Annotated in this window: 25 protein-coding genes and 1 riboswitch; of the genes, 20 read left to right on the top strand and 5 right to left on the bottom strand. The window is 53.8% G+C overall.

The features are described 5' to 3' along the window. The first annotated feature begins 2 nt into the window (after window positions 1-2). The 3 genes from MT962_RS19520 (at window position 3) to MT962_RS19510 (ending at window position 1,315) form a co-directional block, all read left to right on the top strand. Window positions 3-326 carry a hypothetical protein gene (locus tag MT962_RS19520; protein WP_247366266.1) on the top strand — a complete coding sequence of 108 codons (324 nt, stop codon included), beginning with the start codon at window positions 3-5 and terminating at the stop codon, window positions 324-326. A gap of 59 nt (window positions 327-385) precedes the next feature. Continuing rightward, a complete protein-coding gene (locus tag MT962_RS19515) occupies window positions 386-787 on the top strand; it encodes a hypothetical protein (RefSeq protein WP_247366265.1) in 402 nt (133 codons plus the stop codon). Window positions 788-919: 132 nt separating this feature from the next. Continuing rightward, a complete protein-coding gene (locus MT962_RS19510) occupies window positions 920-1,315 on the top strand; it encodes a hypothetical protein (protein WP_247366264.1) in 396 nt (131 codons plus the stop codon). A gap of 64 nt (window positions 1,316-1,379) precedes the next feature. Here MT962_RS19510 and MT962_RS19505 read toward each other — a convergent pair whose 3' ends face one another. After that, window positions 1,380-1,643, bottom strand: coding sequence for a SymE family type I addiction module toxin (locus MT962_RS19505; protein ID WP_247366263.1), 264 nt, complete (start codon window positions 1,641-1,643; stop codon window positions 1,380-1,382). 229 nt (window positions 1,644-1,872) lie between these two features. Between MT962_RS19505 and MT962_RS19500 the strand changes: the two genes are divergently transcribed. The 7 genes from MT962_RS19500 (at window position 1,873) to MT962_RS19470 (ending at window position 6,510) form a co-directional block, all read left to right on the top strand. Then, window positions 1,873-2,823, top strand: coding sequence for an HNH/ENDO VII family nuclease (locus MT962_RS19500; protein WP_247366275.1), 951 nt, complete (start codon window positions 1,873-1,875; stop codon window positions 2,821-2,823). Window positions 2,824-2,826: 3 nt separating this feature from the next. After that, window positions 2,827-3,291 carry an SMI1/KNR4 family protein gene (locus MT962_RS19495; RefSeq protein ID WP_073859866.1) on the top strand — a complete coding sequence of 155 codons (465 nt, stop codon included), beginning with the start codon at window positions 2,827-2,829 and terminating at the stop codon, window positions 3,289-3,291. Window positions 3,292-3,557: 266 nt separating this feature from the next. Continuing rightward, window positions 3,558-4,130, top strand: coding sequence for a hypothetical protein (locus MT962_RS19490; RefSeq protein ID WP_281732771.1), 573 nt, complete (start codon window positions 3,558-3,560; stop codon window positions 4,128-4,130). A gap of 136 nt (window positions 4,131-4,266) precedes the next feature. Beyond that, a complete protein-coding gene (locus MT962_RS19485; protein WP_247366262.1) occupies window positions 4,267-4,698 on the top strand; it encodes a hypothetical protein in 432 nt (143 codons plus the stop codon). Between the two features lie 109 nt (window positions 4,699-4,807). After that, a complete protein-coding gene (locus MT962_RS19480) occupies window positions 4,808-5,236 on the top strand; it encodes a hypothetical protein (protein ID WP_247366261.1) in 429 nt (142 codons plus the stop codon). An 81-nt stretch (window positions 5,237-5,317) separates the two neighbouring features. Beyond that, window positions 5,318-5,704 carry a hypothetical protein gene (locus MT962_RS19475; protein WP_247366260.1) on the top strand — a complete coding sequence of 129 codons (387 nt, stop codon included), beginning with the start codon at window positions 5,318-5,320 and terminating at the stop codon, window positions 5,702-5,704. Window positions 5,705-6,036: 332 nt separating this feature from the next. Then, the gene (locus MT962_RS19470; protein ID WP_247366259.1) at window positions 6,037-6,510 is read left to right on the top strand and encodes a hypothetical protein; all 474 of its coding nucleotides are present in this window, start codon (window positions 6,037-6,039) and stop codon (window positions 6,508-6,510) included. A 192-nt stretch (window positions 6,511-6,702) separates the two neighbouring features. On the opposite strand, the gene ppc is transcribed toward MT962_RS19470, so the two are convergent. Together ppc and argE are read right to left on the bottom strand one after the other, a co-directional pair. Further along, window positions 6,703-9,354, bottom strand: a complete 2,652-nt coding sequence (gene ppc, locus MT962_RS19465; protein WP_024557930.1) for a phosphoenolpyruvate carboxylase — start codon at window positions 9,352-9,354, stop codon at window positions 6,703-6,705. Between the two features lie 344 nt (window positions 9,355-9,698). Continuing rightward, window positions 9,699-10,850 (bottom strand): acetylornithine deacetylase, encoded by a 1,152-nt coding sequence (gene argE / locus MT962_RS19460; RefSeq protein WP_024557931.1) that lies wholly within the window; start codon window positions 10,848-10,850, stop codon window positions 9,699-9,701. Between the two features lie 180 nt (window positions 10,851-11,030). Between argE and argC the strand changes: the two genes are divergently transcribed. From argC to oxyR, 5 genes are all read left to right on the top strand, one after another. Further along, on the top strand, window positions 11,031-12,035 hold the full coding sequence (argC, locus tag MT962_RS19455) for an N-acetyl-gamma-glutamyl-phosphate reductase (RefSeq protein ID WP_024557932.1): 1,005 nt from the start codon (window positions 11,031-11,033) through the stop codon (window positions 12,033-12,035). Between the two features lie 16 nt (window positions 12,036-12,051). Beyond that, window positions 12,052-12,828: an acetylglutamate kinase gene (argB, locus tag MT962_RS19450; protein WP_125454208.1), complete on the top strand. Its 777-nt coding sequence runs from the start codon at window positions 12,052-12,054 to the stop codon at window positions 12,826-12,828. 26 nt (window positions 12,829-12,854) lie between these two features. Further along, window positions 12,855-14,072: an argininosuccinate synthase gene (locus tag MT962_RS19445; protein WP_024557934.1), complete on the top strand. Its 1,218-nt coding sequence runs from the start codon at window positions 12,855-12,857 to the stop codon at window positions 14,070-14,072. Window positions 14,073-14,208: 136 nt separating this feature from the next. Next, on the top strand, window positions 14,209-15,582 hold the full coding sequence (argH, locus tag MT962_RS19440) for an argininosuccinate lyase (RefSeq protein ID WP_048887637.1): 1,374 nt from the start codon (window positions 14,209-14,211) through the stop codon (window positions 15,580-15,582). 290 nt (window positions 15,583-15,872) lie between these two features. Further along, entirely contained in the window at window positions 15,873-16,790 is a 918-nt protein-coding gene (gene oxyR, locus MT962_RS19435) for a DNA-binding transcriptional regulator OxyR (protein WP_024557936.1), read from the top strand. Here the strand turns inward: oxyR and sthA are convergent. After that, a complete protein-coding gene (gene sthA, locus MT962_RS19430) occupies window positions 16,773-18,173 on the bottom strand; it encodes a Si-specific NAD(P)(+) transhydrogenase (protein ID WP_024557937.1) in 1,401 nt (466 codons plus the stop codon). The two genes, oxyR and sthA, sit on opposite strands and share 18 nt — an antisense overlap. Window positions 18,174-18,368: 195 nt before the next feature. On the opposite strand from sthA, the gene fabR reads away from it, so the two are divergent. The 3 genes from fabR (at window position 18,369) to MT962_RS19415 (ending at window position 21,201) form a co-directional block, all read left to right on the top strand. Beyond that, the gene (gene fabR, locus MT962_RS19425; RefSeq protein ID WP_247366258.1) at window positions 18,369-19,007 is read left to right on the top strand and encodes an HTH-type transcriptional repressor FabR; all 639 of its coding nucleotides are present in this window, start codon (window positions 18,369-18,371) and stop codon (window positions 19,005-19,007) included. Window positions 19,008-19,017: 10 nt separating this feature from the next. Then, a complete protein-coding gene (locus MT962_RS19420) occupies window positions 19,018-19,377 on the top strand; it encodes a YijD family membrane protein (protein ID WP_024557939.1) in 360 nt (119 codons plus the stop codon). 543 nt (window positions 19,378-19,920) lie between these two features. After that, window positions 19,921-21,201: an MFS transporter gene (locus MT962_RS19415; protein ID WP_024557178.1), complete on the top strand. Its 1,281-nt coding sequence runs from the start codon at window positions 19,921-19,923 to the stop codon at window positions 21,199-21,201. Window positions 21,202-21,255: 54 nt separating this feature from the next. Here the strand turns inward: MT962_RS19415 and trmA are convergent, their stop codons facing one another. After that, window positions 21,256-22,368, bottom strand: a complete 1,113-nt coding sequence (gene trmA / locus MT962_RS19410; RefSeq protein ID WP_247366257.1) for a tRNA (uridine(54)-C5)-methyltransferase TrmA — start codon at window positions 22,366-22,368, stop codon at window positions 21,256-21,258. 118 nt (window positions 22,369-22,486) lie between these two features. Continuing rightward, a riboswitch (cobalamin riboswitch) is annotated at window positions 22,487-22,670 on the top strand. 68 nt (window positions 22,671-22,738) lie between these two features. Between trmA and btuB the strand changes: the two genes are divergently transcribed. Together btuB and murI are read left to right on the top strand one after the other, a co-directional pair. Beyond that, window positions 22,739-24,583, top strand: a complete 1,845-nt coding sequence (gene btuB, locus MT962_RS19405) for a TonB-dependent vitamin B12 receptor BtuB (RefSeq protein ID WP_247366274.1) — start codon at window positions 22,739-22,741, stop codon at window positions 24,581-24,583. Further along, on the top strand, window positions 24,528-25,379 hold the full coding sequence (gene murI, locus MT962_RS19400) for a glutamate racemase (protein WP_048887638.1): 852 nt from the start codon (window positions 24,528-24,530) through the stop codon (window positions 25,377-25,379). Before btuB ends, murI begins: the two co-directional genes overlap by 56 nt. Window positions 25,380-25,662: the final 283 nt, after the last annotated feature.

The raw sequence follows: 25,662 nt of genomic DNA, 5'->3' as shown, positions 1-25,662 counted from the left end.
AGATGGGTAGATTCACTGAAAAATTATTGTCCATTTGCAGTGAAAGCCTGTCTTCACAACACCCTGAAAGCCAGCAATTAGCCGCCTGGCCGTTTCCGGCAGTGAAGGAACTGGTCTCCTTGTTAGAAACTCAAAATGGTTTCTATGGGTTTGAGTCCGCGCTTCATCTCTTTCCTTTACGCGCAGAAGGGAACGAGGTTGATTTGACAAGCTGGAACCAGCCGTCATTATGGATTGACGCCTTTAACGGGATGGCTTCAGAGGCGCTATTTTTCGCTGAAGATATGGACTGGTTGCTTATTCGATCTCTGAACTTGAACCGGTAGCGAATAATACAGAACTGCACAAAAACAACCTGAGCAAAGCGGTTCTGGCGTCGGTGACTGTGGCGTTTACGTTAGATAAACCATCATCGGGAAACGGAAAAGCTTCTCGGGGAACAGCGGTTACGGGTAAGCCTGGCTTGTCGGCTATTGATGGTATTGTTAAGGGTGGTGAACAGGCGGGGAAAAATCTTGCTAAAAAGGAAAATGCACTTCTTAATGATGCCTGCAAGCAATTAGATGAATTCGTAAATTCTTTTGCGGGTAGCAAGTACAAACCAGCGACAGCAATTGGTGCCGTAGCTCCTCTAACAGGAAAGATTGTGACGACATCTAATGGCGCTGTACCTACCGTAGTTGCTCCGGAATTGAAGGCATATGCTGATAAGTTAGGCGGGTTGGGAGTAAAAAACTGCGTGTGGAAATATATTAGGCCGTTGTGCGGAATTCAGAGCAGCAAATGAGCTTTTATTGCTAAATCCAAGTTTAAAACTTAAAGATATTCAGTTCACTCCTGCGATTCGACGAAGAACCGGAGAAGTGGTCCCTCGTTGTGAAAACTGTAAAAACATATTTGGGGCTGAATAATGATGTATATGGATGATGATTTTTTAGAAAATGATTTGGACTGGTTTTTATCCGGTCAGGACGGTTTTTTAGCTCACTTTGCAACAGGGGGGAAAAGCCCAGTTCCGGAGAAAATTAGAGAATCTATTGATAACTATGAATTAGTATATGATTACTTCTACTCTCTGGAACCTTTATCTGACGTGGAAGTTATTGAATATAATCTTCCTGATTTTTCAGATGAGGAACAGCGTTCTCGTTATTTGAAATCATTCATAGAAATGTCACGTAAAGGATTATTTAGTTATGACTATAGGAATGACAAGTATAAGTTAATATCAAAGCCTCTATCCCCATTGAGATATAGTGTATTACCAGATGATATAAAAGGAATTATTTATATCTCGTCTGAAAATATCTCATGAATGGAATAAACTAAGTATACAATATGAAGATCTCGGCCTGATTGCGGGATCATGTTATCAGCTGTCAAGCAAAACGCCCGTCCCCGCGCTTGAGCACCGACAAATCGCTGGTGTCGTTCAGCGCGCCGGGGAAGGTCTTAAACCGCTGGGGCATTTTTGGCCTGTTGATGTACGTCACGCTCAGCCCCCCGGCGCAGCTGTACAGCTCGCGAGTGTTCCGGGTGGTGATAACGAGGCAGTCGGGCATCACCCGGATTTTTACCGGCATCCCGTCGGTAAATCCCGCCTGTTCTATCCACTCGCCGCGTAAAAATATCGCCTTATGCACGGCCCGGCTGGGGTGGTGGGTTGCGGCGCTTCAGTCGGCGCTGGCAGGCGGCGCAGCGCCGTACCTGGCGGATATTATCGGCCATAAGCTGAACCTGGACGAGGGCAGTAAAGCGATTGCCCATGCCATCGCCGGAGCCGTCGTGGCGGAGCTTCAGGGACGCAACGCTCTGGCGGGCGCTGCCGGTGCGGTGGCAGGGGAACAGGCAGCTAAAATCTTGCTGGCGCAGATGTTCCCGGGCAAAAGCGCAGCGGACCTGACCGAAGAAGAGAAGCAGACCATCAGCGCTTTCTCAACGCTTGCGGCAGGGCTTGCTGGCGGCATTGCCGGAGACAGCAGCGCCAGTGTGTTAACCGGCGCGCAGGCAGGGAAAAATGCGGCTGAGAATAATGCGCTGAGTGATATCGCCGAGAATCTAGCCTCCGGCATGACACAACAGGAGAAATATCAGAAAGCGCAGGATGCGCTGGAAAAAGCCACTGAAGAGTTTAAAGCGAAAAACTGTACCGGGCTAAGTGCCGATGCCTGCGGTGCGAAAATGGATGCGCACCGCGATGAGCTGCTGGCAGGATTTGCGGAAGCGGGCAGCGACTTTATTCCTGTTTACGGTGATATCAAGAGCTTCCAGGAAGCGGACAGTGCGCTGGGTTATCTGGCCGCAGTCGTTGGTATACTGCCCGGGCTCGGCGATGAAGCTGGGGTCTTGCTTAAAGGTGCGGATAAGGCACTCAAAGCGGGCGATCTTGAGGCTGCGTCTAAACTAATCACGAGAGCTGGCGATGATATCAGTTCTGCGAAATACTTTGGTCAGGAAAGAAAGTTCTGGTCAGCAGAACCAGTTGAGTTTAGTGGTAATAAAGTTTATCAACGTAATGATCTATTTGATCCTAACCATGTGTTCTCTTGGAAGGAAAAAGGAAAAACTGTAACAGGTACAAATATCGAAAGAATGGCATCGGGAAGGGCTCCAATAGGAGCTGATGGTAAATCAGTGAACCTGCACCATATGACGCAGAGCCAAAATGGGCCTATTGCGGAAGTGACTCAGTCGTTCCATCAAAAAAACAGTGCAGTTATTCATATAAATCCTAATACAATACCATCAGGGATCAATCGACCAGTGTTTGATAAGTGGAAAAGTCAATATTGGCAGCAACGTGCTGCGGAATACGGTAAATAAACTATGAGCGATTATACGTTGTCAGATGTTGCGAAGCTTATTGCTAATCACAGTGATTTAGTTGATTTTGGCCGTGCTGAAAATGCCGTTGATAGTAAGTGGATTAATCAAGCTGAAAAAATTCTTGGTCTTCCATTTACGTCATCCTATAAAACGTTTTTAAAGGAGTATGTTGGCGGTGAAATTGGTGGCGAGGAAATATATAGTATATATGGAGTGGATTTTGATAGTGTCTGTGGTGGAGATATTGTCTATCAGCACCTAACTGATTTAAAAAATGGCACAGCAAAACAAAATCAGCTGGTTGTGAGTGAAACTGATTTTGGTGAAACATTCTATTTTGACTACTCGCAATTTAAAAATGAAGAATGCCCGATACTTCAGAGGTTACCATCTGGGTGTTCACTTCATTATGCAAATAACTTCTATGAGTTTTTATGTAAGCGAATTGAAGCTCACCTAAATTAATTTTTTTACCATTTATACTATCCCGTCTTTAATTGACGGGATTTATGTAGCCTGAGTCTGTTCACTACCAGACAAGATATTTTTTAAGAGTACCGTTATCGGCGTACCGTCAAAAAATTGAAATCATGGCTGCCTCCGATATCCCGTAAGGTAATAATCGTGTTCTACGTCATTTTATTTATTGATGCGTGTTCGTGCGTCTCTGTGTGCAGTCCTGCGGGTGAAAAGCGTCATTGTGAGCGATCTTGCGAAAAACAGCATGACCGATGCAGATGCAGTGCATCAACTGTACCGGGCTAACTGCCGATGCCTGCGGTGCGAAAATGGATGCGCACCGCGATGAGCTGCTGGCAGGATTTGCGGAAGCGGGCAGCGACTTTATTCCTGTTTACGGTGATATCAAGAGCTTCCAGGAAGCGGACAGTGCGCTGGGTTATCTGGCCGCGGTCGTTGGCATTTTGCCAGAGCCAGGTGATGAAGCAGGCGTTTTTATCAAAGGGGCCGAAAAAGCCCTCAAAGCTAGTGATCTTGAAACTGTATCTAAACTGATTAACAAAGCCAATGATAAGTTTGAACATGTTAAGGCACTTGATGTTAATTCATACAAGGAATTGAATAATCGTGAAATAGTTGGTGATGGGCTGGAGCATGATCATATACCATCATTTGCAGCGCTTAAAAAAGCGAAAGAAAATGAATTAGGTAGGAAATTAACTCCCGGCGAGGAAAAAACTCTGTATCAAAATGCCACGGCAGTAGAAGTTCCTAAAGATGTTCACAGAGCAGGGCCTACACATGGCGGAAAAATACAGCAGCTCAAGTTGAGCAAGATGCTTTAGATGTATGTGGAGCTGTTTGCCGAGATACTGATGCTTTAAGGATAAATATACTCGAACGTGGCTATGATACACAGGATGTTGATAAAGCAATTGATAAAATTATTGAGCGAAACCGGCAGACCGGAGTGATTAAATAATGTTAGACTGGAAAGAACTAAAAGAAATTTTAGGTTGTGAAAAGACCGATAGTAAATTCATTTTACTGCCGCAAAAGATCGGAGTATTGCCTAATATATCATCAGACATATTAGGTGAGGTAACATATTATTCATTTTTTGATCAAGGTATTTTACTGCTTGCAGATGAAAAAAATGTAACACAGATATCTTTGTTTATAGAGCCAAGTGAAGGTTTCGCATCATATGCAAATGAACTACCTGTGTATGGTAATATGGAAAATAGTATTATTGATGAGCTAGGCATGCCAATAAAAAGCGGTGGGGGGAAACCAGATCCTTTACTTGGCTATCTTAATCGATGGATAAAATATAAAATAAAAGAAGGATATATGCATATGGAATTTAATCAAAGCGGGAAATTAGATAAGCTATCTTTGATGAAAGAGTGATGTTAAATATTTTTCCTGAAATCCCACACAGCCAGAAAAGATATGTTTTTGGAGTACCGCCATAATCGGCACGCCAAAAACTATCCCGTCAAGGCTTCATGAAAAAAACATGCTGACAGATGAATTTTTTAGAGATTTCAGATACCGCTCATTCTTTATAGGAAATGAGTTAATTTGTAAGGTACTGGTGCTTTTTTTCCAAACCTCTGTTTCTGGTTGGGCGTCATTAACTATTGGTGAAGGGACTATAACGCTTTCACTTGAAGATTCAGAACCTCTTCTTCTGGATCTTGCTGATATTGATGATGAATTTGCTTACCCAGTACAAGCCGCTGATGAATTAGCTCGTTATGTCGGGCAGAAAATAATCGATATTTATGAATATAGAATTAAGGGGATTGAAGACGGGAGTGTAGGTGTCTATTTTGAATGCGAGGAAGGTGGGTTTAGTATTTTAGAAAACGAGGGTTGCTTGTGTATCTCTCATGGGATATGTAAAGCCGACGAGGATGTTATTATGACTAAACTAAAAGTGTAGCGTTGACGTTTATAGTTTGACATCTGGATAACGATAAAATTAATGATTATTTCCCGGCGGTTTTTTCTCCTGGCTAACCCCATGACACTTTTTGAAGAATGCAAAGCCGCGCTGAAGGCTGACTTCCACATCGTTGAAGGTGAGCAGGAAAACGTGGCTATCAACATCCTTTCAGGCTACCTTTCTCCACATGGCGGTGTGGCATGGTCTGGAATGGATCATGCCGATCACGAGAGTCTGGATGCGAGCCTTAATTCCGGCCTTCTTAATAATCAGCCGGTTTTTGTGCTGGCGGATGATGCAGATATTCCCGTCTTTAAAACAAATGTAAAGCTGATCGCGGAAAATATCGATGACGTGACGGCTTTATGCCCTGTTTTATATATTTTCAATGAAGAGATTATTCTTCAGCCTTTATTCCCGACCGGGAAAATACGTGCAGGAAGTAAACCGAAAGCCCACCGTTAACCTGTAAATAAATATGATCGGGCCAAACTCCGAATTTCCCCGCCTCATCTTGCCTGTACAAATTTACAGCCGTAATCTGCTCCCGCGTCTGCAAAATCAGACGCCGGGATTGGCGTCCTGAACCAGAATGAAGGCGATACAAAGGCTGTTGCGGCCTCTGTGTCATAGCCCGTTGCTACCCTTTTTCAGGGTATACTCCCATGGTGGCTCGGGCAGGGGAACCGCAAGGTTCGCCAGTGAGCCTTCGACTGGTACGCCAACCCTGCTCGAGCCACCACCTGAAGTTGGCGTTTCTGGCGGTGGCAATCAGTCACGATCGGAAGGCAATTATCATGACCCAACATATCTTCACCCTGCACGATATCTTCCGCACCACTCCCTGGAACCCGCTGGTCTACGGCGAACTGCGCAGCGAAAAGTGCGACTATGTCGACCTCGCGCAGACCCTTGAAGTGCTCTCCGACCTGCTTATCGACACTAAAAACCGTACCGAGCGGCCCGTGGTCTGCCGCGCCATCGGGGCGTATCTCCACGCGCTGGAAAAACGTCTGGAAGCGCCGCTCTCTCCGGCGCATCAGGAGGCGCTAACCACTGATTCGCTGCCGCCTTTGCCGGATTCGCCCTTCGCGCCGGATGAGGATTTGCTGCGCGAGTACTGCGCCGCGCTCAATATTCTGCTGCTTGATAACAGGCTTGAAGAGGGCATAGCGAAAACCCTGACGGGGCTGCTGTACGAGCTGCTGGGCTATCTGGTGGAAGCGCTCACTACGCCCTGCTTTTTACGTGACGATGAGCAGGCAGACTAAGCTATAACCCCCGGCAGGGCAGGCGCAGCGGTCGACGCGGCTGGGCGCCTCGTTGGTGGCGGTGAGTGGCGTCATCGGCTTTATTGGCCTTGTGGCGCCGCCTCTGTTTCTGGTGGGGTGAGGACGGTGTGCATAAATGAAGAATAAAAAAATCCCCGCGTCGGGCGGGGATTTGTTTTTTGACGTCAGCGCTTAACCGGTATTACGCATGCCCGCCGCGACGCCAGCGATGGTGACCATCAGCGCCTGTTCAACGCGCGGGTCAGGCTCCTGGCCCTGTTCTTCCGCCAGGCGTGAACGGTGCAAGAGTTCAGCCTGCAGCACGTTCAGCGGGTCGGTGTAGATATTACGCAGCTGGATGGACTCGGCAATCCACGGCAGGTCCGCCATCAGGTGCGAGTCGTTGGCGATATCCAGCACCACTTTGATGTCCGCTTCCAGCAGCTCGCGCAGCTCTTTGCCGAGCGTCCAGAGCTCTTTTTTCACCAGGCGCTGGTCGTAATATTCCGCCAGCCACAGGTCCGCTTTGGAGTAAACCATCTCCAGCATGCCGAGGCGGGTGGAGAAGAACGGCCAGTCGCGGCACATGGTTTCCAGCTCGCTCTGCTTGCCGTCTTCCACCACCTTGCGCAACGCCGCGCCCGCGCCAAGCCAGGCGGGGAGCATCAGGCGGTTCTGCGTCCAGGCGAAGATCCACGGAATGGCGCGCAGCGATTCCACGCCGCCGGTCGGGCGACGCTTCGCCGGGCGGGAGCCGAGCGGCAGCTTGCCGAGCTCCTGTTCCGGCGTGGCGGAGCGGAAATAAGGCACGAAGTCTTTGTTTTCACGCACATAGCCGCGGTACATGTTGCAGGAGATAACCGACAGCTCGTCCATTACCTGGCGCCACGCTTTTTTCGGCTCCGGCGGTGGCAGCAGGTTCGCTTCCAGGATAGCGCTGGTGTAGAGCGACAGGCTGCTGATGGTGACTTCCGGCAGGCCGTATTTAAAGCGGATCATCTCGCCCTGTTCGGTGACGCGCAGGCCGCCTTTCAGGCTACCCGGCGGCTGGGAGAGCAGCGCCGCGTGGGCTGGCGCGCCGCCGCGGCCGATAGAGCCGCCGCGACCGTGGAACAGCGTCAGCGCAATGCCCGCTTTCTCGCAGGTTTTGATCAGCGCGTCCTGCGCCTGGTACTGCGCCCAGGAAGCGGCCATCACGCCCGCATCTTTCGCGGAGTCGGAATAGCCAATCATCACCATCTGTTTGCCCTGAATAAAGCCGCGATACCAGTCGATGTTCAGAAGCTGGGTCATCACGTCGTTGGCGTTGTTCAGGTCGTCCAGGGTTTCAAACAGCGGCGCGACAGGCAGCGCGAAGCCGATGCCCGCCTCTTTCAGCAGCAGGTGAACCGCCAGCACATCGGACGGCGTTTTCGCCATTGAGATAACATAGGCGGCGACGGAGCCGCGCGGCGCTTCGGCAATCACGCGGCAGGTGTCGAGCACTTCACGCGTCTCTTCGCTCGGCTCCCACTGGCGTGGCAGCAGCGGACGTTTAGAGTTCAGTTCGCGAATAAGGAACGCCTGCTTGTCGGCTTCGGACCAGCTTTCATAGTCGCCAATGCCGAGGTAGCGGGTCAGTTCACCCAGCGCTTCGGTGTGGCGGGTGCTCTCCTGGCGAATATCGATGCGCACCAGCGGCACGCCGAAACACTTCACGCGGCGCAGCGTGTCGAGCAGTTCGCCGTTGGCGATAATGCCCATGCCGCACGCCACCAGCGACTGGTAACAGGCGTACAGCGGCTCCCACAGCTGTTCGTTCTGGGTAAGCAGCCCCTGCGGCTTCGGCAGCTTCTGGCCCTTCAGGCGCGCTTCCAGCCAGGCCTGCGTTGCCAGCAATTGCGCGCGCAGCCCTTTCAGCAGATAGCGGTACGGTTCGGTGGCGCCTTCCGCGCCGACCATTTCGCGCAGTTCGTCGGTGCATTCCACCATGGAAAGTTCAGAGATAAGCAGCTGAATATCTTTCAGGAACAGATCGGTCGCTTTCCAGCGGCTCAGCAGCAGCACGTGGCGGGAGATATCGGCGGTGACGTTCGGGTTGCCGTCGCGATCGCCGCCCATCCAGGAGGTAAAACGCACCGGGACAAAATCGACCGGCAGCTTATAACCAAGCTGCGATTCCAGCTGCTCGTTCAGCTCGCGCAGGTAGTTCGGCACCCCTTCCCACAGGCTGTTTTCCACCACCGCGAAGCCCCATTTGGCTTCATCTACCGGGCTTGGGCGGTATTTACGAATTTCATCAGTATGCCAGGACTGAGCCAGCAGCTGGCGCAGACGACGCATAATCTGGTTGCGCTCATAGTCGGCGATGTCTTTATGGTCGAGCTGCTTTAAGCAGTTATTCACTTCGACCATTTTATGAATAAGCGTACGGCGGGTGATCTCGGTCGGGTGGGCGGTGAGCACCAGCTCCAGCGACAGCGATTCCACAGCCTGCTTGATGGCGGCTTCGTTGATGTCCGGTTGGTCTTTGAGTTTACGCAGCGTGCGGGCGATGATTTCCGGATTGCTGGCCGCTTCGCCTTTGGGCGAAATGCTGTGGTACTGTTCGGCGGTGTTGGCCAGATTAAGGAACTGGCTGAACGCGCGGGCGACCGGCAGCAGCTCGTCGTTGGACAGGTTTTGCAGCGTGGTTAACAGTTCCTGGCGGTCGGCTTCATTGCCGGCGCGGGACGATTTCGACAGTTTGCGGATGGTTTCCACCCGGTCCAGGATGTTCTCTCCCAGCGCACCCTTGATGGTATCCCCAAGCAACTTGCCGAGCATACTGACGTTACTTCGCAAAGCGGAATATTGTTCGTTCATTTACCCCAGACACCCCATCTCACCTGTAAAAGTCCTGCATCTTTCAAGCCACAGCGGCGTTGGCTGCTCTCGCCCACCCGGGTCACTTACTTAAGTAAGCTCCCTGGGATACGCTCGCTTGCCGCCTTGCTGCGACTCGAAATCTTTCGGACTAAGCCTCTTCGTTGTCTTTTATAAAGCCACGCCAAACCCCGTTCGTCAATTGCTGCGAAATCGCTTCAGCTGACGAGCAGATCTCCGCAATTTACGAAATTTAATTCACCAGATGGCTAATAAGCGTTTCTTATGGAATTTGCCCGATCGGCAGAATAAAAAGGGGGCGATCGCCCCCTTATGCACAACTTTTAATGCCAGCAAAAATGATGCACAACCTGCGTAATTAATTCGCGGGTCGGCTTGATAAAGCGCGTTTCCAGAAACTCATCCGGCTGATGCGCCTGGTTAATGGAGCCTGGGCCGAGCACCAGCGTCGGGCAGAGCGTCTGGATAAACGGCGCTTCGGTGCAGTAGTTCACCACGTCGGTTTGCGCGCCGAGCAGCTTTTCCACCACCTGCACCAGCTGATGATCCGGCGGGCATTCGTAGCCCGGGATCGGCGGGTGCAGCTCAGCCACGTTGATGCGTCCCGGCCAGCGCAGGCTCACCGGCTCCAGCGCGTCGTTCAGCAGGCCGTTTAAGTCGTCCAGCGTCATGCCCGGCAGCGGGCGGATATCCATATGCAGTTCGCAACAGGCGCAGATGCGGTTAGCCGCGTCGCCGCCGTGAATGTGGCCGAGGTTAAGCGTCGGATAAGGCACGGTGAAGGCGTCGTAGTGATAGCGCGCTTTCAGGTTGTCGCGCAGCGCCATGATGTGCGTAATGGCTTCATGCATCAGCTCAATGGCGTTCACGCCGCGCGCCGGGTCGCTGGAGTGGCCCGACTGGCCCAGCACGCGAATAGCGCTGGAAATATGGCCTTTATGCGCGCGCACCGGCTGCAGCGACGTGGGTTCGCCGATGATGGCGCAGTCGGGGCGAAGCGCGGTGGTTTCAGAGAAATAGCGTGCGCCCGCCATGGTGGTCTCTTCATCGGCGGTCGCCAGAATATAGAGCGGCTTTTTCAGCTGCGTCACGTCCACATCCCGCAGCGCATCCAGGATGAACGCGAAGAAACCTTTCATGTCGGCGGTGCCGAGACCGTAAAGCTTATTGTCATGTTCGGTGAGGGTAAACGGGTCGCGCGTCCAGCGCCCGTCATCGAACGGCACCGTATCGGTATGGCCCGCCAGCAACAGGCCGCCCGCGCCGTTTCCGGTGCTGGCGAGCAGGTTGAACTTGTTGCGCGTGCCGGGCACCGGCTGCACTTCCACATTGAACCCCAGTTCGCGAAACCATCCCGCCAGCAGATTGATTAAAGACTCATTGCTCTGATCCAGCGCAGCGTCGGTGGCGCTGATGGACGGCGTGGCGATCAACGCACGGTAAATCTCGATAAATGGCGGTAATTTCGTTTTCACTGTTGACATACCTTAGGTCGGATAGTATCAATATTCATGCAATATTAGTGAATAAAAATACATTAACGTTGAGCGTAAGGGAACTGCAGGGTTCCGGTCATGCGAACCACGCTCGCGAACACGGCTAAGGCCTGCGGCCAACGCCTTAAGCAAATGACGGTAAGAAGGTAAACAGCCCCGATGTTGAACACGCTGATTGTTGGCGCCAGCGGTTATGCCGGCGCAGAGCTTGCGACCTACGTGAATCGCCATCCGCATATGAACATAACCGCTTTGACGGTCTCAGCGCAAAGCAATGATGCAGGAAAATTGCTCTCCGATTTGCATCCGCAGCTGAAGGGCATTCTCGATCTGCCGCTGCAGCCGATGTCCGACATCAGCGAGTTTACCAGGGACCTGGACGTGGTGTTTCTCGCCACCGCCCACGAGGTGAGCCACGATTTAGCGCCGCAGTTTCTGGAAGCGGGCTGCGTGGTGTTCGACCTCTCCGGCGCGTTTCGCGTTAACGACGCGGCCTTCTACGACAAATTTTATGGCTTCACCCATCAGCATCCGGATCTGCTGGAGCAGGCGGTTTACGGCCTTGCCGAGTGGAACGTGGAGAAGCTGAAAGAGGCGAAGCTGGTTGCCGTGCCGGGCTGCTACCCGACGGCGGCGCAGCTCTCCTTAAAACCGCTTATCGACAACGGCCTGCTTGATCTCAGCCAGTGGCCGGTTATCAACGCCACCAGCGGCGTGAGCGGGGCAGGGCGCAAGGCGGCGATGTCTAACAGCTTCTGCGAAGTGAGCCTGCAGCCGTACGGCATGTTCAACCATCGTCATCAGCCGGAAATCGCTACCCATCTGGGGACAGAGGTGATTTTTACGCCGCACCTCGGCAACTTCCCGCGCGGCATTCTGGAAACCATTACCTGCCGCCTGAAGCCGGGCGTTACCCAGGCGCAGGTGACGGAGGCGTTCCAGCAGGCGTATGCCGATAAACCGCTGGTGCGCCTGTATGAGAAAGGGGTGCCGGCGCTGAAAAATGTGGTGGGCCTGCCGTTCTGCGATATCGGCTTCGCCATGCAGGGCGAGCACCTCATCGTGGTGGCGACCGAAGACAACCTCCTGAAAGGGGCGTCGGCGCAGGCGATGCAGTGCGCGAATATTCGCTTTGGTTTTACTGAAACGCAGTCTCTTATTTAACCGACAGTCAGGTGAGATGATGAACCCGTTAATTATTAAATTAGGTGGCGTGTTGCTGGACAGCGAAGAGGCGCTGGAGCGTCTGTTCACCGCGCTGGTGAACTACCGCGAGTCCCACCAGCGTCCGCTGGTCATCGTTCACGGCGGCGGCTGCGTGGTGGATGAGCTGATGAAAAAGCTCAACCTGCCGGTGCAGAAAAAAGATGGCCTGCGCGTTACGCCTGCTGACCAGATAGACATTATCACCGGCGCGCTGGCGGGTTCCGCCAACAAAACGCTGCTCGCCTGGTCGAAAAAACATGCTATTCCCGCCGTCGGCCTTTATCTCGGCGATGGCGACAGCGTCAACGTGACGCAGCTTGATGAGTCGCTGGGCCATGTGGGCCAGGCGCAGCCGGGTTCGCCGAAGCTGATTAATACGCTGCTCGACGCAGGCTTCCTGCCGGTGGTGAGCTCCATCGGCGTGACGGAAACGGGCGAGCTGATGAACGTCAACGCCGACCAGGCGGCGACAGCGCTGGCGGCGACCCTTGGCGCGGATTTGATCCTGCTCTCCGACGTGAGCGGCATCCTGGACGGCAAAGGCCAGCGCATCGCCGAGATGACCGCCGCCAAAGCGGAACAGCTTATCGCCCAGGGCATCATCACCGACGGCATGATTGTTAAAGTTCACGCGGCGCTGGACGCCGCCCGCACGCTGGGCCGCCCGGTGGATATCGCCTCCTGGCGCCACGCGGAGCAGCTGCCCGCACTATTTAATGGCGTGTCCATCGGCACGCGCATTTTAGCCTAATTAAAAGTTTCTAAAGGAAAACGACAATGCAAAATCACGGCATCAAAAAAGTTGTTCTTGCTTACTCCGGCGGCCTGGATACCTCCGCCATCATTCCATGGCTGAAAGAGAACTATGAAGGCTGCGACGTGGTCGCCTGCGTGGTGGATATCGGCCAGGATCGCGACGACCTGAAAGGCGTTGAACAAAAAGCCCTGCGCTCCGGCGCTTCTGAATGCTACGTCGTCGATGCGCGTGAAGAGTTCATCAAAGATTACGTTTACCCGGTGCTGCAGACCGGCGCGCTGTATGAAGGCAGCTACCTGCTCGGCACCTCCATGGCGCGTCCGCTGATTGCGAAAGCGCTGGTGGACGTGGCGAACAAAGTGGGCGCGGACGCGCTCTGCCACGGCGCGACCGGTAAAGGCAACGACCAGGTGCGTTTCGAATCCGCCTGGGCGGCGCTGGCGCCGAACCTGAAAGTGATCGCCCCGTGGCGCGAGTGGAACCTGCGTTCCCGTGAAGCGCTGCTGGATTATCTGAAAGAGCGTGATATCCCGACCACCGCCACGCTTGAGAAAATCTACAGCCGTGACGAGAACGCCTGGCACATTTCCACCGAAGGCGGCGTGCTGGAAAGCCCGTGGAACGCGCCGAATAAAGATTGCTGGGTCTGGACCGTCGACCCGCTGGAAGCGCCGGACCAGCCTGAGCAGGTCACCGTAACCGTCGAGAAAGGCAAAGTGGTGGCGGTGAACGGCGAGCATCTCTCTCCGTTCCAGTGCCTGGAAGCGCTGAACAAGATTGGCGCGAAGCACGGCGTGGGCCGTATCGACATCGTGGAAAACCGTCTGGTGGGCATTAAGTCCCGCGGCTGCTACGAAACCCCGGGCGGCACCATCATGATGGCGGCGCTGCGCGGCGTTGAGCAGCTGGTGCTCGATCGCGACAGCTTCAAATGGCGCGAACAGGTTGGCCTTGAGATGTCTTACGTCGTGTACGACGGCCGCTGGTTCGCCCCGCTGCGTCAGTCTCTGCAGGCGGCGGCAGAGTCGCTGGCTGAGCAGGTCAATGGCGAAGTGGTGCTGCAGCTCTATAAAGGCCAGGTTACTGCGATTCAGAAGAAATCGCCGAACAGCCTCTATAACGAAGCGTTCGCGACCTTCGGCGAAGACGAAGTTTACGACCACAGCCATGCGGGCGGCTTTATCCGTCTGTTCTCGCTCTCTTCACGCATTCGCGCGCTGAACGAGCAGAAGAAGTAATCAGGCTTGATGCAAAGGGCGGCCGGCGTTTCGCTTATCCGCCCTGAGCGAGCCTAAGTATGTTGTCTGGCGGAAAAGCGCGCGCGTTACCCGCCAGTAAAAAGATAATCAGGACAGGAATTTACGGAGCGTAACTATGGCACTTTGGGGCGGACGTTTTACTCAGGCAGCGGATCAGCGTTTTAAACAGTTTAACGACTCCTTACGCTTTGATTACCGACTGGCTGAGCAGGACATCATCGGGTCGGTGGCCTGGTCCAAAGCGCTGGTGACGGTGGGCGTGTTGACGGGCGCGGAACAGCAGCAGCTGGAAGACGCGCTGTCGGTACTGCTGGAAGAGGTGCGGGAAAACCCGCAGGCGATTCTGGAAAGCGACGCTGAAGACATCCACAGCTGGGTGGAAGGCAAGCTTATCGATAAAGTCGGCGCGCTTGGCAAAAAGCTGCATACCGGACGCAGCCGTAACGACCAGGTGGCGACGGACCTTAAGCTCTGGTGCAAAGAGCAGGTCGGCGAACTGCTGGCGGCCAACCGCCAGTTGCAGAGCGCGCTGGTGACCACGGCGGAAAACACGCAGGACGCGGTGATGCCGGGTTATACCCACCTGCAGCGCGCCCAGCCGGTCACTTTCGCCCACTGGTGCCTTGCTTATGTTGAAATGCTGGCCCGCGACGAAAGCCGCTTGCAGGATACGCTCAAGCGCCTGGATGTAAGCCCGCTTGGCAGCGGTGCGCTTGCAGGCACGGCTTATGAAATCGACCGCGAACAGCTGGCGGGCTGGCTCGGCTTCGCGTCGGCGACGCGCAACAGCCTGGACAGCGTTTCTGACCGCGACCACGTGCTGGAGCTGCTCTCGGATGCCTCTATCGGCATGGTGCACCTTTCACGCTTTGCTGAAGATCTGATTTTCTTTAACTCCGGCGAGGCGGGCTTTGTCGAGCTTTCCGACCGCGTCACTTCCGGCTCTTCATTAATGCCGCAGAAGAAAAACCCGGACGCGCTGGAGCTGATTCGCGGCAAATGCGGCCGCGTGCAGGGCGCGCTCACCGGCATGATGATGACCCTCAAAGGGCTGCCGCTGGCATACAACAAAGATATTCAGGAAGACAAAGAAGGGCTGTTCGACGCAATCGACACCTGGCTAGACTGCCTGCACATGGCGACGCTGGTGCTGGATGGCATTCAGGTGAAGCGTCCGCGTTGCCAGGAAGCGGCGCAGCAGGGTTATGCGAACGCCACTGAGCTTGCCGATTATCTGGTCGCTAAAGGGGTGCCGTTCCGTGAGGCGCACCATATCGTTGGCGAAGCAGTGGTGGAGGCGATTCGTCAGGGCAAAGCGCTGGAAGCGCTCGCGCTCGATGATTTGCAACAATTCAGTGCTGTAATCGGCGAGGATGTTTACCCTCTCCTGTCGTTGCAATCCTGCCTGGATAAGCGCGCAGCCAAAGGCGGCGTCTCTCCGGTACAGGTGAAGCTGGCGATTGACGCCGCGAAGCAACGGCTGGCTTAACTTTTTTGCTTTGCTCCTCTCAGCCTGGCCTTGTCGCCGGGCTTTTTTTCATTTTTACGCGGCTTTCCGCAGGCAAAAAAAAAGCGGACATCAGGTCCGCTAAAAGTTCACGTTGGCTTTAGTTATTCAGGTCAGAGAGATTCTCTGCCGGCAGGTTCTCAACTTAAGGGGTCGATTAGTTAAGTATCCTGCCGCTGAGGTCTATTATTCATATTCTGACTTGATAGGGATAATCGTTGATTGCTATGATATCTATCGCCATGAACTATCGTGGCGGCGGAGGATGATTAATGAATATTCGTGATCTTGAATACCTGGTGGCGTTGGCCGAACACCGGCATTTTCGCCGCGCGGCGGACGCTTGTCATGTCAGCCAGCCTACGCTGAGCGGGCAGATCCGCAAGCTGGAAGATGAACTGGGCGTAATGCTGCTGGAGCGCACCAGCCGTAAAGTGCTGTTCACCCAGGCGGGGCTGCTGCTGGTCGATCAGGCGCGCACCGTGCTGCGCGAAGTCAAAGTGCTTAAAGAGATGGCGAGCCAGCAGGGCGAAGCGATGTCCGGCCCGCTGCACATCGGCCTTATCCCTACCATCAGCCCCTATCTGCTGCCGCTGGTGATCCCCATGCTGCACCAGACTTTCCCGAAGCTTGAGATGTACCTGCACGAAGCGCAGACGCATCAGCTGCTGGCGCAACTCGACAGTGGCAAGCTCGACTGCGCCATTCTGGCGCTGGTGAAAGAGAGCGAATCCTTTATTGAGGTGCCGCTTTTCGACGAGCCGATGATGCTGGCGGTGTATGAGGATCATCCGTGGGCGAACCGCGACCGCGTGCCTATGGGCGAGCTGGCCGGTGAAAAACTGCTGATGCTGGAAGATGGCCACTGTCTGCGCGATCAGGCGATGGGCTTCTGCTTTGAAGCGGGCGCCGATGAAGACACCCATTTCCGCGCCACCAGTCTTGAAACGCTGCGCAATATGGTCGCCGCAGGCAGCGGCATTACGTTGCTGCCGTCGCTTGCCGTGCCGCCGGAGCGTCATCGCGACGGCGTGGTTTACCTGCCGTGCGTGAAGCCGGAGCCGAAACGCACCATCGGTCTGGTTTACCGTCCGGGCTCCCCGCTGCGCAGCCGCTATGAGCAACTGGCGGAGGCCATCCGCAAACAGATGGATGGCCATTTCGACGCCGCGTTAAAACAGGCGGTTTAAGCCATTCAACGCAGCGACCCGATAGGCTTCCGCCATGGTCGGGTAGTTAAAGGTGGTGTTAACGAAGTACTCAATGGTGTTGCCGCCGCCTTTCTGCTCCATTATCGCCTGGCCGATATGAATAATTTCGGCCGCGCGTTCGCCAAAGCAGTGAATGCCGAGGATCTCTTTCGTCTCGCGATGGAAGAGGATCTTCAGCGTGCCGATGTTCATCCCAACGATTTGCGCCCGCGCCAGGTGTTTGAACTGCGCGCGTCCCACCTCATACGGCACTTTCATCGCCGTCAGCTGCTGTTCGGTTTTTCCGACCGAGCTGATTTCCGGAATGGTGTAAATGCCGGTAGGAATATCTTCCACCAGATGGGCGGAGGCTTCGCCTTTGATCATCGCCTGCGCGGCGATGCGGCCCTGGTCGTAAGCAGCGGAGGCGAGGCTCGGATAACCGATAACATCGCCCACGGCGTAGATATGCGGCAGCGCGGTCTGGTACATGCTGTTTACTTTCAGCAGCCCGCGGCTGTCGACGTCCAGCCCAATATTTTGCAACGCCAGCGAGTCGGTATTGCCGGTGCGACCGTTAGCGTAGAGCAGGCAGTCCGCTTTTACTTTTTTGCCTGACTTCAGGTGAACGATAACGCCGTCGTCCACCCCTTCGATTTTTTCGTACTCTTCGTTGTGGCGAATCACCACGCCGCTATTCCAGAAATGGTAGGAGAGGGAATCTGACATCTCCTGGTCGAGAAACGCCAGCAGGCGATCGCGGGTGTTTATCAAATCAACCTTGACGTTCATGCCGCGGAAGATAGAGGCGTATTCGCAGCCGATAACCCCAGCGCCGTAAATAATCACGTGGCGCGGCTCATGATGCATGCTGAGGATAGAGTCGCTGTCGTAGATGCGGGAGTGGTTAAAGTCGACGTCTGCCGGATGATAAGGACGTGAGCCGCAGGCGATAACAAACTTCTCCGCAGTCAGCGTTTCCACCGAGCCGTCCGGACAGGCGAGCGCAAGCGTATTATCGTCAACGAAATGGGCGTCGCCCTGCAAAATGGTGCAGCGGTTGCGCTCATAAAAACCCTGCCGCATGTTGGTTTGCTGATTAATGACGTTGTCGGCGTGGTTGAGAATATCGGCGAAAGAAGAGCGGAGAGGGCGGGAATGGCTGCTGTATAAAGGATTCTGGTTGAACTCAATAATGCGGCTGACAGCGTGGCGCAACGCTTTCGACGGGATAGTGCCCCAGTGGGTGCAACCGCCGCCGACGTTATGGTAGCGCTCGACTACCGCTACCCGTGCTCCCTGCTTAACCAGTCCCATCGCGGCGCCTTCGCCGCCGGGGCCGGAGCCAATCACTATTACGTCATAATCGTAGGTCTGTGGCATGGTAAGGCTTACCTTATTCTTATACATAAAAACAACAGAATAGTAACATCTCTGTGCGGTTAACCCAATTATCACGCGGTTATTTCCTTGTTAACGGGAGATGGCGCGCGTAAACAATCATTCACAATCCAGTATAAACCCGGTAATTTTGTTCTCTGGTATAGTGCCGTTTCAACAGGAAGGATTCAGGCAAACGTGATGGGTGTAAGAGCGCAACAGAAAGAACGAACCCGGCGATCTTTAGTGGAAGCCGCGTTCAGTCAGCTTAGTGCTGAAAGAAGTTTTGCCAGCCTGAGCCTGCGCGAAGTCGCGCGCGAAGCGGGCATCGCGCCTACCTCGTTTTATCGGCATTTCCGCGACGTGGATGAGCTGGGGCTGACGATGGTGGATGAGAGCGGCCTGATGCTGCGCCAGCTGATGCGCCAGGCGCGTCAGCGCATCGCTAAAGGCGGCAGCGTGATCCGCACTTCCGTTTCCACCTTTATGGAATTTATCGGCAACAACCCGAACGCATTTCGCCTGCTCTTGCGGGAGCGCTCCGGCACGTCTGCGGCCTTTCGTGCGGCGGTGGCGCGGGAAATTCAGCACTTTATCGCGGAACTTGCCGATTATCTGGAGCTCGAAAACGCGATGCCGCGCAGTTTTACGGAAGCTCAGGCGGAAGCGATGGTGACTATCGTCTTCAGCGCCGGGGCCGAAGCGCTTGATGTCGGGCTGGAACAGCGCAGGCAACTGGAAGAGCGGCTGGTATTGCAACTGCGGATGATCTCCAAAGGCGCTTATTACTGGTATCGCCGTGAACAGGAAAAGATGTCGCACCACGCTGAAAACTGAAGGACAGACAATGAAAACTTCTACTCAAGAAAAAGGTACCTTGCTGCTGGCGCTCATCGCCGGCCTTTCTATCAACGGCACCTTCGCGGCGCTGTTCAGCTCCATCGTACCCTTCTCCATCTTTCCGATTATCTCGCTGGTGCTGACGGTGTACTGCCTGCATCAGCGCTACCAGAACCGCACCATGCCCGTGGGCCTGCCGGGCCTTGCCGCCGCCTGTTTTATTCTGGGCGTGCTGCTGTACAGCGCGGTGGTACGTGCGGAATACCCGGCGATTGGCTCCAACTTCCTGCCTTCGGTGCTCTCCGTTGTGCTGCTGTTCTGGATTGGCTTTCGCCTGCGTCGTCGTAAAAACCAGTCTCTGGATTAACGCCGAAGCGGAAAGTAGAAAGGGCGCCCGGGCGCCCTTTGTTTTTGGCGCCGTTTTCCGCGCATTATCAGCAACAGCGTCGCACCCGAGTTTGAACTTAAAAAGAGTTTGCGCAAAAAGCGTATAAACCCGCTTTTGATCTGCGTTCTGTTTTCCGTTTTTCATCCTGCGCACTGCGGCCTGGCCGCTGTTTTTTCATTATTGCTATAAGCACGAACCTGGGGTGAAACCGTTTTCTTGCCAGGCCGCACGGCATCAGGCCTCCACGCCATTAAAAAATAAATCAGACTGCGATTCATCTGGCTTTTATTACTACCATTCTACAAAACAATGTTTGTTATTAATATGAACCTTGTTTCTTTGTTGTTAATTAATAAATCAAAGCAATACTTGAACCACAAATAATTGCTAATTTTCATCATTTGCAGAGTGGGATAGCTGTCACGACTTTCCATAAAGGGATTAAATAACATTATGGAACGCTATTTCATTTTAAATGGATATGCGTTTCCATCCTTCAAGTGTGAGATGACAGGTGTCCTGATGAAAATTATAAAAGGGTTACGCTGGTACATGATCGGCCTGGTCATGCTGGCGACCGTATTAAACTATCTGGCAAGAAACTCATTATCGGTGGCGGCGCCGACAATGATGCATGAACTTAATATTACCATTCAGCAGTATTCTTATATCGATGCCGTTTTTAAAGGCTGTTATACATTAATGCAGCCAGTCGCAGGGTTTATTCTTGACTTTCTTGGTACGAAAACAGGCTATATTATTTTCGCTGTTGCGTGGGGGTTACTAAATATGGCGCACGCTTTCGCCGGCTCCTGGGGCAGCCTCGCTTTTTTGCGCGGCGCGCTGGGCGCTGCCGAAGCGGCGGTGATCCCGGCCGGGCTGAAAGCCTCGTCGGAATGGTTCCCGGCTAAAGAGCGTTCCGTGGCGGTAGGGTGGTTTAACGCCGGTGCTGCTATTGGCGGGGTCATCGCTCCGCCGCTGGTCGCATGGGCGATTCTGGCGCACAGCTGGAACTTCGCCTTCCTTATTACTGGCGGTGTAAGCTTAATCTGGGCTATCGCCTGGTATAAATTTTATAACAGCCCTGATAAACATAAAAATATCTCTAAGGAAGAGCTTAAATATATTAAAGAAGGTCAGGAAGAGCAGCACCAGGCAACTAATAATAAAAGAGCGCCGGTTTCAACTTTATTGAAAAACCGCCAGTTCTGGGGGATCGCGCTGCCTCGTTTTCTTGCCGAACCAGCATGGGGCACGTTGAACGCCTGGATACCGCTCTTTTTATTTAAAGCTTACGGCATGGATATTAAGCAAATAGCTATGCTGGCCTGGCTGCCGATGGTATTTGCCGATGTGGGATGTATTGTTGGCGGCTATTTACCCGGCTTTTTCCAGAAGCGTTTTGGCGTGACGCTGGTGGTGTCGCGCAAGCTGGTGGTGACGGTCGGTGCGCTGTGTATGATTGGTCCGGGGCTGATTGGTCTTTACAGTAATCCCTACTTCGCCATTCTGATGCTCTGCTTCGGCGGCTTTGCGCATCAGACTCTGTCAGGCGCGCTGATTACGCTCTCTTCCGATCTGTTTGGTCGTAATGAAGTGGCGACCGCGAACGGCCTGACCGGGATGATTGGCTGGGGCGGCTCCACCATCTTTACTCTGGTGGTCGGGGCGCTGGTAGAAACAATCGGCTTTTCGCCCCTTTTCGTCATGTTGACTATTTTTGAAATGCTGGCGATGACGATTGTCTGGACGGTGATCAAAGAGCCGAAGCGGAAATACGAACACCTTAGCGCCAGTTCATAAAACCGAACGAAGCGGAGAAAGGCTCCGCTTCGCGTCGTCAGGCGTGGCGAGAAATTATTCCGCTGCGCCTTTTGCCGTCAACAGCACGCCGCATTCCATGTGATGGGTGTAAGGGAACTGATCGAACAGCGCCAGTCGTTCAACGTTATGCGTTTGCGACAGCGTTTCCAGATTCCCGCAGAGAGTTTGCGGGTTGCAGGAGATATAAAGGATGCGCGGGTAAGCCTGCACCATTTTTACCGTGTCGGCATCCAGCCCGCTGCGCGGCGGATCGACAAAGATCGTCTCGCAGTGATAGCTTTTCAGGTCGATCCCTTGCAGACGGTTAAATTCGCGCACGCCGTTCATGGCCTGCGTAAACTCTTCTGCTGACATGCGGATAATCTGCACGTTGTCGATGTGGTTGGCTTCGATGTTGTACTGCGCAGCGGCCACCGAAGGTTTGGCGATTTCCGTCGCCAGAACGCGCTTAAAGTTGCGCGCCAGCGCCAGCGAGAAGTTGCCGTTGCCGCAGTAGAGCTCCAGCAGGTCGCCGCGAGCGCCTTTCGTCACATCCAGCGCCCATTCCAGCATCTGAATATTCATCGCCGCGTTAGGCTGCGTGAAACTGTTTTCTACCTGACGATACACCATCTCTTTTCCCGCCACCGGCAGGCGCTCGTCAATGTAATCCTGGTCGAGCTCGATTTTGGTTTTTGTCGCGCGGCCAATCAGGTGCACATCAAACCCTTGCGCACGCAGCGCGTCGCGCAGCGCAGTCGCCTGCTCCCGCCAGGCTTCATCCAGCTTACGGTGATAAAGCAGCGAGACCACTGCCTGATTGCTCATCGTCGTCAGGTAATCAATCTGGAACAGCTTGTGACGCAGCGTGGGGTTATCGCGCACGCCATCAATAATGGTGGGCATTAACGCATTAATTAGCTCGCTTGCCGCCGGGAAGCTGTTCACGCGGATACGCTGGCGGGTCTCTTGATCAAAAATAATATGGTAGAGGTCGTCGCCATCGTGCCAGACGCGGAACTCGGCGCGCATGCGATAGTGACTTACCGGCGAGCGAAACACCTCCGGCGCCGGCGCGTTAAAAGGGGCCATCATGTCCTGCAGGCGTACCACTTTCTCGTCCAGTTGAGCGTCGTACCGTTCTGTCGGGAGGTGTTCGGGCGTCATTATGCTTCCTGAGTGATAAAAATTTACGCGGGGATTGTAGGGAATGCAGGCGTGATGTCCAGCCCGAAACGAATGTTACGCGATATTAATAGCAGTCTGGACATCTATACGGTGCTGAATGTAGCATGCGCGTTCCGGTCTCCTTGAGTGAAAAGGGAATCCAGTGAAAAGCTGGAGCTGACGCGCAGCGGTAAAGACAGGCGGGATGATAGCGATTCGCAGACACTGCTTATATAAGCGGGAAGTCATCGTCCACTTTACGCCTCCAAGCCCGAAGACCTGCCGGAAACACGTCGCACTCTGCACGATCGTCGCGTTCTACCGATCGTGACTGCGGCATCCTTCGTATTAAGCGGATGCTTTGTTAATGATGATAAAAAAAGTCTCGCTGTTGACGGCGCTTTCCGTCACGGCTTTTTCTGGCTGGGCGCAGGAAACAAGCCCGGATTCAATGGTAGTCACCGCAAACCGTTTTCAGCAGCCTGTGAATACTGTTCTGGCGCCGACAGAAGTGATTACGCGTGAGCAGATTGACCGCTGGCAGGCGAAATCCTTAAGCGATGTCATGCGCCGTTTGCCGGGCGTCGATATTGCCCAGTACGGCGGCATGGGCCAGACTTCTTCAACTTTTATCCGAGGCACAGAAGCTAAACATGCGCTGGTGCTGGTGGATGGCGTTCCTGTTGCGCGCTCCGGTATTTCCAATGATCCGGATCTTAATCAAATCCCGATTTCGTTGGTTCAGCGCATTGAATATATTCGCGGCCCGCGCTCTGCTGTGTATGGCTCCGGCGCTATTGGCGGGGTAATCAATATTATTACCCAGGCGAGTGACGCGAAATCGCAAATTAATGCCGGTTTCGGTTCACGCCATTACCAGGAGTATGACGGCGCGCTACGTCAGCGCTTTGGCAATACGGTCGCGACAATTGCCGGGGCCTACAAAAGCACCAGAGGGTTTAACGTTCAGCCAGACTCCAGCTGGAGCCGCGACAGCGATCGTGACGGCTACCGCAATAAAACGTTCTGGGGCGGTCTTGAGCACAAGTTTAATGACAGTTTTGACGGCTTCTTCCGTGGCTATAGCTTTAGCAACAATACGGATTACGACCAGGGTGACTATGGGTATGACGCTGGCGGCGATGAACATCAACTCTATAACCAGAACTGGGATGCGGGCCTGCGTTTCAATTCCGGTATCTATTCTTCTCAGCTCATTGCCAATTACCAGAAAATCAAAGATTACAACTACAGCAGCGTATATGGCCGCTATGAGGATGGCACTACGCTTGATGATATGGAGCAGCGCTATATCCAGTGGGGCAATAACCTTATTGTCGGTCATGGCTCGGTAAGCGCAGGGGCGGACTGGAAGCAAGAGCGTCTGGCTTCCTCTGACGACTACTCCCGCGATACCTATAAACGCGAAAATACCGGGCTTTACCTTACCGGGCAGCAGCAGTTCGGCGATGTGACTCTGGAGGCTTCCGGACGTGAGGATAACGACGACGAGTTTGGCTGGCACGGCACCTGGCAGACGGCGGCAGGCTGGGAGTTTATCGAAGGCTACCGAGTAACCGTTTCTTACGGTACCGGTTTTCTCGCGCCTTCTTTAGGCCAGCAGTATGGCGCCGGGCGCTTCGGCATTGCTTCTAACCCGAACCTTAAGCCGGAAGAGTCGAAACAATGGGAAGCAGGTCTTGAAGGGCTGACGGGGCCGCTGGACTGGCGTTTGTCGGCGTATCGTTATGAGATTGATAACCTCATCACTTATGACGATGACGCGTATTACAACATCAACTCGGCGACTATCAAAGGCGTGGAGTGGACCGGCAGCGTAGATACGGGGATCTTTAGCCATCGTGTAACGCTGCAGTATATCGACCCGCGTGATGATGAAACGGATGAAGTATTGCCGCGCCGCTCTAAACGTCAGGCGAAATATCAGCTGGACTGGACGATGTTTAATCTGGATATGGATATTGCATGGCAGTACTTTGGCAAGCGCTATGACAACCGAAGCTCCAGCTATAACCCAGAGCAGCGTGTGTTGCCAAGCTACAGCACGGTAGATATCTCTGCTTCTTATCCGCTGACCTCTCATCTCACAGTTCGTGGTAAAATAGCTAACCTGTTCGATAAAGATTACGAGACAGCTTATGGCTATCAAACTGCAGGACGAGAATACACCTTGTCTGGCAGCTACACCTTCTGATGCCCGGCCTACCGTGCTGGTTTTTGATTCCGGCGTCGGTGGGCTTTCTGTTTATGATGAAGTCCGGCAGCTTCTGCCGGACCTTCATTATCTCTACGCCTTCGATAATGTGGCTTTCCCTTATGGCGAGAAAACCGAAGCGTTTATCGTTGAGCGAGTCGTTGAGATAGTGACTGCGGTCCAGCAGCGTTATCCGCTGGCGCTGGCCATTATCGCCTGTAATACCGCCAGCACGGTTTCGCTGCCTGCGTTGCGTGAAAAGTTCGCTTTCCCGGTTGTAGGGGTAGTCCCTGCGATTAAACCCGCTGCGCGTCTCACGGCGAATGGCGTGGTTGGGCTGCTTGCCACCCGCGCTACGGTGCGCCGTCCTTATACGCATGAGCTTATCGCGCGCTTCGCTACCGAATGCCAGATTGAAATGCTTGGCTCGGCAGAACTGGTGGAGCTGGCGGAAGCGAAGCTGCATGGCGAAGCGGTCCCGCTGGATGAACTCCGTCGTATTCTGCGCCCGTGGCTGCGTATGCCGGAGCCGCCGGATACCGTAGTGCTCGGTTGTACCCATTTCCCTTTGCTTCATGAAGAACTGATGGCGGTGCTTCCGGAAGGCACCCGGCTGGTAGACTCCGGTGCGGCGATAGCGCGCAGAACGGCCTGGCTGCTGGAGCATGAAGCGCCGGATGCAAAATCAGCGGATGAGAACCTTGCCTATTGCATGGCGATGACAGAGGAAACTGAACAGTTACGGCCAGTTCTTGAGCGATATGGCTTTAAAAAGCTCGAAAAACTGCCACTTTAAGACGGTGTTGAGCAAAAAAGAAACGGTTGAAAAATTATTTGAAAATAGGGCTTGTCAGTCAGCGAGAACGCCCTATAATGCGCCTCCACTGACACGGCACAACGGCATACACGCCGGCCTGGCAGCAAGAATCAAAACGGAATTAAGCGTAAATTAACGCTTGACTCTGAAGCGGGAAAGCGTAGTATACGCAACCCGCGCCGCTGAGAAAAAAGCGAAGCGGCACTGCTCTTTAACAATTTGTCAGACAATCTGTGTGGGCACTCAGGGCTGCGATATCTTA

Source organism: Franconibacter sp. IITDAS19 (assembly GCF_023079515.1).
Lineage (GTDB): Bacteria > Pseudomonadota > Gammaproteobacteria > Enterobacterales > Enterobacteriaceae > Franconibacter > Franconibacter pulveris.
This window is presented reverse-complemented; position numbering and strand designations above follow the sequence as displayed.